Origin of the sequence: Actinoalloteichus spitiensis RMV-1378 (assembly GCF_000239155.1) — a bacterium.
GTDB classification, from domain to species: domain Bacteria; phylum Actinomycetota; class Actinomycetes; order Mycobacteriales; family Pseudonocardiaceae; genus Actinoalloteichus_B; species Actinoalloteichus_B spitiensis.
Genome location: NZ_AGVX02000473.1, coordinates 1 through 10,378, shown reverse-complemented (window position 1 = coordinate 10,378; position 10,378 = coordinate 1). Strand labels below are relative to the sequence as shown.

General features: G+C 73.3%; 11 protein-coding genes. 6 read left to right on the top strand and 5 right to left on the bottom strand.

Annotated elements, in window-relative coordinates; genetic code table 11:
* Positions 1-551, top strand: a 551-nt coding sequence (locus ACTIDRAF_RS29920) for an LLM class flavin-dependent oxidoreductase (protein ID WP_016700401.1), incomplete at its 5' end; no start/stop codon positions are given.
* A gap of 151 nt (positions 552-702) precedes the next feature.
* Here ACTIDRAF_RS29920 and ACTIDRAF_RS0219470 read toward each other — a convergent pair.
* From ACTIDRAF_RS0219470 to ACTIDRAF_RS29915, 4 genes are all read right to left on the bottom strand, one after another.
* Positions 703-1,287 carry a dihydrofolate reductase family protein gene (locus tag ACTIDRAF_RS0219470; RefSeq protein ID WP_016700400.1) on the bottom strand — a complete coding sequence of 195 codons (585 nt, stop codon included), beginning with the start codon at positions 1,285-1,287 and terminating at the stop codon, positions 703-705.
* A gap of 282 nt (positions 1,288-1,569) precedes the next feature.
* On the bottom strand, positions 1,570-2,259 hold the full coding sequence (locus ACTIDRAF_RS0219465; protein ID WP_016700399.1) for a hypothetical protein: 690 nt from the start codon (positions 2,257-2,259) through the stop codon (positions 1,570-1,572).
* The gene (locus tag ACTIDRAF_RS0219460) at positions 2,256-3,641 is read right to left on the bottom strand and encodes a hypothetical protein (protein WP_016700398.1); all 1,386 of its coding nucleotides are present in this window, start codon (positions 3,639-3,641) and stop codon (positions 2,256-2,258) included. The genes ACTIDRAF_RS0219465 and ACTIDRAF_RS0219460 overlap by 4 nt, the downstream gene beginning before the upstream one ends.
* The gene (locus ACTIDRAF_RS29915) at positions 3,634-4,404 is read right to left on the bottom strand and encodes an ABC transporter ATP-binding protein (protein ID WP_157163150.1); all 771 of its coding nucleotides are present in this window, start codon (positions 4,402-4,404) and stop codon (positions 3,634-3,636) included. The genes ACTIDRAF_RS0219460 and ACTIDRAF_RS29915 overlap by 8 nt, the downstream gene beginning before the upstream one ends.
* A gap of 896 nt (positions 4,405-5,300) precedes the next feature.
* Here ACTIDRAF_RS29915 and ACTIDRAF_RS29910 point away from each other — a divergent pair.
* The 3 genes from ACTIDRAF_RS29910 to ACTIDRAF_RS0219440 all read left to right on the top strand — a co-directional run bounded on the left by ACTIDRAF_RS29910 (position 5,301) and on the right by ACTIDRAF_RS0219440 (position 7,991).
* The gene (locus ACTIDRAF_RS29910; RefSeq protein ID WP_016700396.1) at positions 5,301-5,627 is read left to right on the top strand and encodes a hypothetical protein; all 327 of its coding nucleotides are present in this window, start codon (positions 5,301-5,303) and stop codon (positions 5,625-5,627) included.
* 349 nt (positions 5,628-5,976) lie between these two features.
* Entirely contained in the window at positions 5,977-6,708 is a 732-nt protein-coding gene (locus ACTIDRAF_RS0219445) for a chitinase (protein WP_016700395.1), read from the top strand.
* A gap of 317 nt (positions 6,709-7,025) precedes the next feature.
* Entirely contained in the window at positions 7,026-7,991 is a 966-nt protein-coding gene (locus tag ACTIDRAF_RS0219440) for an amidohydrolase family protein (protein ID WP_016700394.1), read from the top strand.
* A 76-nt stretch (positions 7,992-8,067) separates the two neighbouring features.
* Here the strand turns inward: ACTIDRAF_RS0219440 and ACTIDRAF_RS29905 are convergent, their stop codons facing one another.
* Positions 8,068-8,565 (bottom strand): hypothetical protein, encoded by a 498-nt coding sequence (locus tag ACTIDRAF_RS29905; protein ID WP_016700393.1) that lies wholly within the window; start codon positions 8,563-8,565, stop codon positions 8,068-8,070.
* A 73-nt stretch (positions 8,566-8,638) separates the two neighbouring features.
* Between ACTIDRAF_RS29905 and ACTIDRAF_RS0219430 the strand changes: the two genes are divergently transcribed.
* On the top strand, positions 8,639-9,574 hold the full coding sequence (locus ACTIDRAF_RS0219430; RefSeq protein ID WP_157163149.1) for an alpha/beta fold hydrolase: 936 nt from the start codon (positions 8,639-8,641) through the stop codon (positions 9,572-9,574).
* Positions 9,575-9,786: 212 nt separating this feature from the next.
* The coding region (locus ACTIDRAF_RS0219425; protein WP_016700391.1) for a hypothetical protein at positions 9,787-10,378 on the top strand (592 nt) is incomplete at its 3' end.

The following is a 10,378-nucleotide window of genomic DNA, read 5'->3' as shown; positions in this document are numbered from 1 at the left end:
GCCCCGGCCGGACCGGGCGGTTGTGGCAGGCGGCGATGAGCCCGTCCGGGGCGTGCCGCGCGGGAGCCCAGGGCACCGGCCTGCTCCTGGCCCGCAACGCACCGGATTCGGACCTCCCGACGGGAGAGCGCCAACGGGAGCTGGTCCGCGCCTACCGGGAGGCCTGGCGACCGATCGGCGGTGGCACGCCGAGGATCGGGGTGTCCCGGACGGTCCACGTCGCCCGCGACACGGCGACCGCGCGGGCGGAGCTGCTCGACGGGCTCCGCCCCTACCTGCGGCAGCGGCGGGCCGAGGACCCCGCCGCCGAGGAGCTCAACCCCGACCGGGTGCTGGTCCAGGACAACATGGTGTACGGCAGCCCAGAACGGGTAGCGGAACTGCTCGCGGCGGACCCGACCGTGCGCCTGGCCGACGAACTGCTCGTCCAGGCGTTCCCGGCCAGGCTGGCTCCTGACCGCCTCACCGAGTCGCTGCGCCTCATCGCCACCGAGGTCGCACCCGCCCTGGGACGGCGGCGGCCCGGAGCGGGCGAGGCCACCACCCGCTGATTCCAGGGCCTGCCCGCGACCTCCCCGGCCGGCCGAGGCGGAGGTGCTGTGACGTCGGAGGCCGAGTGGGGCGTGGGTTCGTGACGGCGGGGCTCGATCTCCCGCGCTCCGCCATCCGAGCCGGTGCGTGTCGTCCTCGGGCCCCGTCCGGTCAGGAGCGTGTGTAGGTCAGGAACAGCACGCCGCTGTCGTGCGCCTTCGTCTCGACCAGCCGGAACCCCGTGGGGTCGAACGCGCCGCCGAACAGGGCGATGCCCGCGCCGGCGACGACCGGGTTCAGCTTGATCACGAGTCGGTCGATCTCCGGCAGCAGCGCACCGGCCAGCCGCCCGCCCCCGCAGAGCCAGATGCCCGCGCCAGGTTCGCGCTTGAGTTCGCGGACGACGGTCACCGGGTCGCCGGACACCAGCTCGACCGTGGGGTCAGGGCTCTCGGTCAGGCTCCGCGAGAACACGAGGTGGCGCAGGTGCGGGTACGCGTTGGTGACGCCCACCCGGAGCCCCATGTCGTAGGAACCCCTGCCCTCCAGCACCGTGTCGAAGGTGCGGTTCGGCGGGTCGATGCCGAGGGCGCGCCGCGCCTGGACGGGCACCAACTCCGGGTACTCCTCGACGAGCGTGCCCAGGTGGTCGCCGTCGATGTCGAAGAGCCCGCCCGGGGCCGACGGGTCCGAGCCGTCCGGCGGTGCGATGACGCCGTCCAGGGTGCTGGCGACGATGTAGGTCAGTTCGCGCATCAGGTCGTCCTTCCCGAGGTTCCGCCCGGGAGGACCCCGGCCGTGGGCCGGTCGCACGCTACCCCGCCCCCCGAGTCCGGGCGTACCCGTTTTCCCGGGAGCGAGCCTGTCCGACCCACCACCTGCTCTCCCCTCGCGGATCCCCGGCCGCCGCGCGGAAGTCGGGAAGCCGCTCGTCCCCGGGACGGGCGAGTCCCGGGGACGGCGCCGGTAGGTCGTCCCAGGGCCGGGCCGGCCCCGACCCACCGTCGGTGTCGGGGCCACCGGGGTCGGCTGGCGCCCCTACCAGCGGGCGGGGCGCGGGACGCCCCGGCGCGCGAAGCTGGCGGCGAGACCGGCGCCGAACAGGACGAGCGAGGTCAGCCAGGCGTGGCCCCAGGGGTCCTGGCCCACCAACCACCCGAGGAGCCCGTTCACCAGCGCGGTGTCCCCGCCGGTGGCCGGTGTGTACAGGCCCACGAACCCGGGCACGGCGACCAGCATCACGGGCAGCACCGCGAGTGGAGCGGGCAGGACCAGCTGGAGCACCCAGGCCAGGCCGGTCAACGCCAGCAGGACGGCCGCCGCGTCCCCGCCCCCGAAGTCCGCCACCACCTCCGGGGTGGACAACCACAGGGCGAGGGCGGCGAACCCCGAGCACCCGAGTCGGTGCGCGAGCGTCCACCAGGCCAGGCGACGCACGGCACCGCGATCGGTGGCCGGCACCCCGGAGGTGGCCCAGGTGGCCACCGCGCAGGCGAGCAGGGTGGGCATCACCACGGCGAACGGCAGCGGAACCGGCACCGAACCACCCACGGCGAAGGTCATCGCGCCGACGGTGGCGCTGGCCAGCGCTCCGAGCAGGACGGTCCCGACGATGCACGCCGTGTTCCGCGCCATCAGGAACGACAGCAGGGGGTGGCGCGCGCGGGGGAGGCCGGGGTTCGGCTCCGCGAGACGGTCGGGGGCGCGGGAGGCGTCGGTGCCGTTCATCGCGAGAACGCCTCCTCGGTCAGGGCGCACCCCTGGTAGGCCGCGCCGTGCCGGGACAGCCACTCCCGCCATTCCGGGACCGACAACCCGGCGAGGAAGTCGGCGGCCTCCCGGTACACCCCACCAGCGTCGGCGACCGGGACCCCGGGTTGGGCGATCGCCGTCGACACCAGGGTGTTGTAGCCGGCGGCCGCGTCGGGGTCCTCGACGCCCTGCTCCACGCGTTCGTCGAAGGGGCGGAAGCATTCGTCCAGGCCGGACAGGTTGAACGCGAGTTCCTGTACGGCGGCGACGAGGGTGCCCTCGGCGGTGTCGTCGAGGTGGACCGCGACGCCCTCCCCTACCGGCGCCTCTCCCATTCCCCGTGGTCGGTGCTCCACCCGGTCGAAGGCCAACGGCGAGTCCCCGGCCATCTCGTGGAACACCGCGAGCCGGGCGCCGAGATCGGCCGAGGCGTGGTCGAAGGCCGGGTGCAGGCACAGTTCCAGCTCCCCGTGCCAGGTGCACACCGGGGTGAAGGGCGGTTCGGCCGGGAGGGTGGTCCGCCCGCCCAGGGCGAGGACCGGGATGGCGGTGAGCGACGCCACGACGGCCGCCGCGCCGAGGGCCACCAGCCGCCACGGCCGCCGACGCTGGTGGCGGTCGCGTAGGCGGCACACCAGCACGAGGACGGCGAGCAACGCGAGCACGAGCCCCAGGAACCAGACCACCAACCGGAGGTGGAGGGTGGCCGGCACCGCCGTCCACACGTCGACCAGCTGCTGCCGAGCCGGGAGGAGCGCCTCCGCCGTCGGGGAGAGGGCGAAGCCGACCGCGTGGAGGGAGAAGGCGGCCAGCGCGACGACGGGGACGGTCAGGACGTGGGGGAGGAGGACACCGACGAGGTAACCGAACAGCGCGTAGGCCGACAGACCCAGCGGGGAGATCAGGAGCGCGAGTGGTTCCAGATCGCCCCACGTGTTGCCGACGAGGATGCGCGTCGACACGGCGGCCAGGACCAGCCCCTGGCCGAGCCACGCCCAGAGCAGGGTGGCGAGGAGTCGCGCACCGTGGCGGAACCCCGGGCCCCGGACCGCCACCTCGTCCAGCCAACCGAGCCCCATCCGGTGGTCGCGGCTCGCGACGAGCGCGGCGACGCCGCTGACCACCGGGCCGCTCGCGATGGTGGAGGCCTGCGAGGCGGCCATCGCGTTGCCCCAGTACGACACTCCCGGTTTCAGCTCGGCGAACGCCGCGAACAGCCCGAGCCCGACCACGGCGGGCACCAGCAGCCAGGCCGGGGACCGCCGGGACTCCAACAGGACGGCGTGCGCGAACGCCGTGCGCCGCGCGTGGGACGACGAACCAGCGGTGGACAGCGGGTGCTCCGTGCCCTCAGGCATGTGCCGACCCCCCAGCGGGGATCGCGAGGCGGCGCAGGTAGGCGGCTTCGACGGCTTCCGAGCGCGAGCCGTCGGCTCCCTCGGGCGCGAGGAACTCCTCCAGCGTCCCCTGGAAGAGCACGTGACCCTCGGAGAGGAGCAGGACCGAGTCGGCCACCGCCGCGACGTCATCGGTGAGATGAGTGCTGAGCACGGTCGGGGTCTCCTTGCCCACCGCGCGGACCAGGGCGCGGAAGGAGGCTCGCTGCGCGGGGTCGAGACCGACCGTCGGCTCGTCCAGGACGAGGAGCGCCGGCTCGTTCACCAGGGCGCAGGCGATGCCCAGCCGTTGCAGCATGCCGCCGGACAGTTTCCTGGTCCTGGTGCCCGAGCTGGCCGCGAGACCGACGGTGTCGAGCACCCGCGCCGCGTTCTCCCGCGCCCGGCGGGCGGAGAGCCCCTTGCTCCACGCGGTGTAGCTGACGAACTCCAGGGTGGAGAAGGAGGGCAGCGCGGTGAACCGCTGGGGCAGGTATCCCGTGCTGGCCCGGATCGCCTCCACGCCCGAGGGGCGGCTCACGTCCTGACCGCGGACCAGGAGCGAGCCGCCCTGGGGGCTGAGCACGCCCACGATGGTTTCGAGCAACGTGGTCTTCCCCGCCCCGTTCGGGCCGAGGAGGCAGGTCACCCCGGCACCGACCGAGAAGTCGATGTCGTGGAGGACCGTGGTCCTGCCGCGTTGTCGTCGTAGCCCGAGGGCCTTCACCAAGGGTGCGTTCGGCACGGTCGCCATCCTCAACGGGATCGGGTTTTCCGGGGGTGGGGGCGTGATTCCTCGACTTCGGGTGAAGTGCCCGTGGCAGCTCGTTCCGCGAATCAGCGTCGTCGCGGGTGCCGGCTGAGGAATTCCGGTGTTTCCTGGTTCCACTGTCGGCGTTCGTCGCCGTCATCGCATCCCGGTGTGGGAGGTGGGGTGCCTGATCTCAACCGTTCCTGTTCGAGTCGGGGCACGGGAACCTCGGGCAGCGGTGCTTCCCTCGCGACAAACGTCCCCGAAAGGCGACAGGGCTGTGGTTGGTTGCTGTGGCCTGCGGTGACGCTCAGGGGGATCCTTCCGTCCAGGTCGCGGAAACTCCGGCGACGGTGGGTGGAACGGCTGGTTCCCACCGCCTCATGAATCTCCCCACCATCGTGGCTTCGGGAAGGTATAAGGGCGGGATTGTCGTCCGCAACCGCGTCCGCCATGATTCGAGTCATACTCCGAACAGGCTCCTGGTGAATACTTCTTCCGGGGGTGCGTGGTGCGGCCCCGAACGCCGCGGCGGGATTGGCGCAGGGGCCGCCCGTATTCACGACAGGAGGGAGGTGCCTGTTCTTCCCGTGAACCGCCGGACGGGTGGGTGTTGGGTGTGCTCGTCCCGCTGGGATACCGCGCTGGGTGACCGGATCGGTCGGGTCGGACGTGTCCGCGCGCCGGGGTGGTGCGCTCGGTTCCCCGGCTTGGCCCCTCGTGCCCTGGGGGTGGGGCTGGCGGCCGGGCGCCGTGTCCGGTCGTGACCCGGGGCTCGGGGAAGTGTGGTGGGGCTGGGCGCGTCCGTTCCCGGGCTGCCTCGTTCCTGCCGGGGTGACGTTCCTCCCCAGATTTGCGGTGGGGCGGCGGCACGGGAGAGTATCGAACGCGTGTTCGAACGTGATGGCTCGCCGGTTCCCGGGTGGTCCCGGGACACCTACCGTGCCGTGCGGCCCTCCCAGCCGGTCTGGGTGTCCCTCGGCGCGGCCCTGAACCAGCCGACCTCCGGTCGTCCGCCCGTGCCCGAGGGGCTGGACCTGGCGTCGGAGGTGCCCGGGGAGCTGGTCGCCTGGGAGCGCACGACGACGGGGGAGTGGGCCGGGCTGGTCACCTTCGTGGTGCGACGCGCGCACGCCCGCGCCGGCGGGACCCGGCACACCATGTGGCTCTACGGCCGTGCCCTCCGGCGCCGGGAGGATGTCGGGCGGCGGAGGTGAGGACCGCGTTCCCGGTAGCCGCTCGCCGGCGGCTCGGACGCGGAGACGGATCACGCTGGCCCGGGGGAGCGATGCCGGTTCGCCGAGCGCGGGTGCGCCGTTCGTGGCCCCCTGTCCGGGGCGGGTCCGGACTCGCGGTTCATCCGGTCGAGGGCCGGACGGCCCAGGAGGGCGCCTCCGCTCAGACGTCCGGTTGACACTCGTTCGCTCCATTGACTGGTTCAGACCAACCCGGTTCAGTGAGGGGCGATCCCATCCGATCCCCCAAGCGGAGCGGCCGTTCCCTGCCCGCGTTCGTGCGCGTTCCCAGTTCCCCGGTGCGCTTCGCGCTGGACGAAGGAGCGATCACGTGTCCATCACACGCCTGGTGAAGGCAGTCGCCGCCGTGGCGGCGGTGAGTGCCCTGCTGGTCTCCGCACCGATGACGACGAGCACGGCGTCGGCCGAACCGGCCGCGCCGCAGGGCTTCGTGGTGAGCGAGGCCCAGTTCAACCAGATGTTCCCCAACCGGAACCCCTTCTACACGTACCAGGGGCTGACCGCCGCGCTCAGCTCCTACCCCGGCTTCACGAACACCGGGGACGAGACGACCCGGCGGCGGGAGGCCGCCGCGTTCCTGGCCAACGCCAGCCACGAGACCGGTGGGCTCGTGCACATCGTCGAGCAGAACGAGGCGAACTACCCGCACTACTGCGACTGGAGCCAGCCCTACGGTTGCCCGGCCGGACAGGCCGCCTACTACGGGCGGGGCCCGATCCAGCTCAGCTGGAACTTCAACTACAAGGCGGCGGGCGACGCGCTGGGGCTCGACCTGCTCGGCAACCCGTGGCTGGTGCAGAACGACGCCTCGGTCGCCTGGCGGACCGCGCTCTGGTACTGGAACACCCAGAGCGGCCCCGGCACGATGACCCCGCACCACGCCATGGTCAACGGCCACGGCTTCGGCGAGACCATCCGCAGCATCAACGGGGCGCTGGAGTGCGGCGGCGCCAACCCCGGCCAGGTGCAGAGCCGGGTCGACACCTACCAGCGCTTCACGCAGATCCTCGGTACCACGCCGGGCGGGAACCTGTACTGCTGATCCGGCGGCCGGCCGTTCCCGGTGGAACGCGGTTCGGCCGGCCCGCCCACCACGCGCGTCGACGAGGCCCGCCCGGTCACTCCCGGGCGGGCCTCGCCGTGTCGGCGTGGGCGCGGGCTCCGGCGCGCTGGCCGGTCCGGTCCTCCTCCGTGGAGCCCTGGTGGTGGCGGCCGGGTGCCCGGCATCCACGTCCACCGGCCGCCCACCTGACGTGACCGTCCCGACATCCCTCGCGTCCGGGGTGCGACGCGCCGCCGGCCTATAGTCCAGCAAGCGGTGCCCGCCGCGCCCCAGTCCGTCGACGCGAGGAGCGTGTGATGTCCGGCGGCAGAATCGACCTGCACGCGCACTACCTGCCGGACTTCTACCGGGAGGCGCTCGCCGAGTCGGGGCACGGTCGGCGGGCCGCCATCTCCTCGCTCCCGGAGTGGGACGAGCAGCTCGCGTTGCGGACGATGGACCGGTTGGGCGTGCGCACGGCGATGCTGTCCGTCTCCACCCCAGGAGTGCACTTCGGGGACGCCGACCGCGCGGTCGACCTCGCCCGCCGGGTCAACGAGGAGGGAGCCCGGCTGGTCCGCGCGCACCCGGGCAGGTTCGGGTTCTTCGCGTCGCTGCCGCTGCCCGAGGTGGAGCCGGCGGTCGCCGAGCTGCGCCACGCGTTCGACGTCCTGGGCGCCGACGGGGTGATCCTCCAGAGCAACCACCACGGTCTCTACCTGGGGGACGAGCGGCTCGAACCCGTCTACGCCGAGGTGGCGGCCCGGGGGTCGGTGGTCTTCGTCCACCCGGCAATGCCCTTCGTCGCCGAGCACCTGGCGCTGGGGTACCCGCAACCCGCGCTGGAGTTCCCCTTCGACACCACGCGGTCGGTGGTGGACCTGGTGCTGTCCGGCGTTCTGGAGCGGCACCCCGACCTGCGGGTGGTCGTCTCCCATGCCGGTGCCGTGCTCCCGGTGCTGGCGAACCGGGTGGACCTGCTGGTCCCGATGTTGGCCGTGCCGAAGGGGCGCACCACGCCGAGCCTGCGGGCCGCGATGCGTCGACTGCACTTCGACCTCGCCGGCGCCCCGGTGCCCGAGCTGCTGGGGGCGCTGCTCTCGCTGGCCGATCCGGACCGGCTGCACTACGGCAGCGACTACCCGTTCTTCCCCGCCGCGTTGGGCCGGGAGCTCGCGGACCGCCTCGCCGAGACCCCGCTGCTCGACGGGGAACTGCGGCGGGCCGTCTTCGAGGACAACGCCGTGCGCCTCTTCCCCCGCCTGGCGTCTCCCACCAGCTGAACGGTAGGCGTCCGGGAGCGGCTCGGGATGTCCGTGGCTGTTGCCCGCGTCCCCGCGTCGCCACGTGCTCGGTCGGTCAGCCCCGGTCCACGGCGTTTCCCGGGTGGCGTGCCGCTTCCGGGAGGGCTTTGGCGCGCAACCGGTCGCGCACCGAGGAGGCGGTGACACCGCCGTCGGGGTGGCGGTCGAGCTTGCCCCGGTTCAGGAGGTCGTGCACGCCCTGCCTGCTGATGCCGAGCATCGCGCCGGCGACGGGGTAGGAGAGGGCGTGCGCGCTCGGGTGTCCCACCCGGCGGGCGGTGATGGTCCCCAGCGGCGTGCGCCACCAGTCCGCCGGTGGGTCGAAGGGTCCGTCGCCGGGGTACAGGGTGGCGATCGTCCGTGTGATGGCGTGGGTGGCTTCCGCGTCGTCGCCGGTGACCATCGCCCGTGCCCAGGCCGAGGCCCGTTCCCGCACCCGGTGTCGCAGTGCGTCGGCGGTGCCCGCGTCCTCGAGGAGGATCTCCAGCGGATCGACGCACCGGGCGTCGACGAGTGCGACGAGCTGGTTCCGCAGCGCGTTCTCCAGGGTCAACCGACGCCTCCATCCACGGCACAGCCGGCTACTTGACGGCCAGTGACAAGTATTCTACGTTGCCGTCAACTCCTTGACGATTTCTGTCAAGGAGTTGACGAGGGTGGAGGAGCGGAAGATGGTCGAGGAACGGCACGTCCAGGGATCACCGCGGCTCGCGGTGCGGGACCACGGCGGCCAGCGGGACGGCCGCGACATCGTGTTGCTGCACGGGTTCGGCGGGAACGCGTTCAACTGGGAGGAGTTCGCCCCACTGCTGACCAGCCGCCACCGGGTCGTCGCCTGCGACCTGCGTTGCCACGGCCGTTCCGATGACGGCGTCTGGGACTGGGAGGCCCTCGTGGACGACGTCGACCGGGTCGTGGCCGACCTCGACGCCGAGCGCTCGGTCGTCGTGGGCCACTCGCTTGGTGGCGCCGTCGCCACGCTCTGGGCTGGCCGGCACCCGGAGGCGGCCGGGGCGGTGAACATCGACGGCTTCCGGGGGGTCGAGACCGAGGAACGGCACTACCTGGGGCTCGACCCGGACGAACTGACGGCTCGCCTGGCCGAGCTCAACGCCGACTTCGCGGCACAGGCGGCGGCGCTCGCCGAGCCGCTCCAGCCGGCGGCGGTCGAGGCCGCCCGCTCCCAGCACCGGACCGCCGGCGGCGACAGGGCCGTCGAGGCCTTCGACCGTGGCCTGACCGTCCGGGACGGCCGGACCGTGGCACGCCCCGATCCCGGGACGGTGGCGGCCTTCCGCACGCGGATGGCCGCCCTCGACCTCACCGAGCCGCTCGCCGCCATCCGGTGCCCGGTGCTGGTCCTCGCGGCGACCCGCGACCTGCCCGAGGCCGAGCGGTACGCCGACCTGCTCGCCGCGTGGCGGCGAGGCGTCGAACGGGACCTCGACTCCGTGACTCGGGCCAACCCCCGGGTGCGGGTCGAGCACGTCGCGGCCAGCCACGCCATGGTGCTGGAGGCTCCCGACCTCGTCGCGGTGCACGTCCTCGACTTCCTCGGCTGAGTTCCGCCGTGGCGGCGAGGAACACCGGCCAACGTCCGGGCCTCCCGCCCGACTCGTCGCCGAGGTGTCGCCTCGCCGGAGCTCTCCTCGCCGGGCGGACGGGGGCGGCGATCCGCTGGTCACCCGCACGGGGGACGCCCGGGTGCCCGTCGGCGGTTGTGCTGACGGCGTAACCGGTTCCCGGTTCACCGCTCCGGCCCTACCGTGGGCGCATGCACGCACCGATCACGGGCACCGCCGCCGGGGTGCCGTTCACCGCGCTGCCGCCAGCCGAGGGCGGCCCCGCCCCGCTGATCGTCACCTGGCACATGCTCGACGCGCCGAGATCGGACGCGGCGTTCGCCGCCGCGTTGCCGATGCACGGCCTACCCGCGTGGCGGGTGCACCTCGGCATGCCGATGTGCGGGGCGCGGATGGTCGACGGCAGCATGGACGCGGGCCTGGAGCTGATCCGCGAGGACGTCCTGATGTCCGCCCTGCACCCGTTCGTCCGGCAGGCGACGGAGGAGTTCCCGGCAGCCCTGGAGTCGATCCGCGCGCGGTTCCCGGTGGGCGACGGCCCGGTCGGTGTGCTCGGCGGCTCGCTGGGCGGGGCCGTCGCGCTGCGGGTCCTCGCCGACACCGACATCCCGGTCGCCGCTGCCGCCGTCGTGAACGCCGCCATCCGGATGCGGTCCGTCGTCGACCTGTTCCCGGGCGAGTACCCGTATGACGCCGAGTCCGAGGAGGTCGTGGACGGCCTGGACTTCGTCGCCAGGGCGGGCCGGATCGCCGGCCGCTCGCCGCTGCTGGTCGTCAGCGGCG

Excerpts from the sequence above, each read along its gene's own strand:
- ACTIDRAF_RS0219470 (WP_016700400.1), bottom strand. The coding sequence starts at position 1,287 with ATGCGCGAACTGACCTACATCGTCGCCAGCACCCTGGACGGCGTCATC.
- ACTIDRAF_RS0219465 (WP_016700399.1), bottom strand. The coding sequence starts at position 2,259 with ATGAACGGCACCGACGCCTCCCGCGCCCCCGACCGTCTCGCGGAGCCG.
- ACTIDRAF_RS0219460 (WP_016700398.1), bottom strand. The coding sequence starts at position 3,641 with ATGCCTGAGGGCACGGAGCACCCGCTGTCCACCGCTGGTTCGTCGTCC.
- ACTIDRAF_RS0219440 (WP_016700394.1), top strand. The coding sequence starts at position 7,026 with ATGTCCGGCGGCAGAATCGACCTGCACGCGCACTACCTGCCGGACTTC.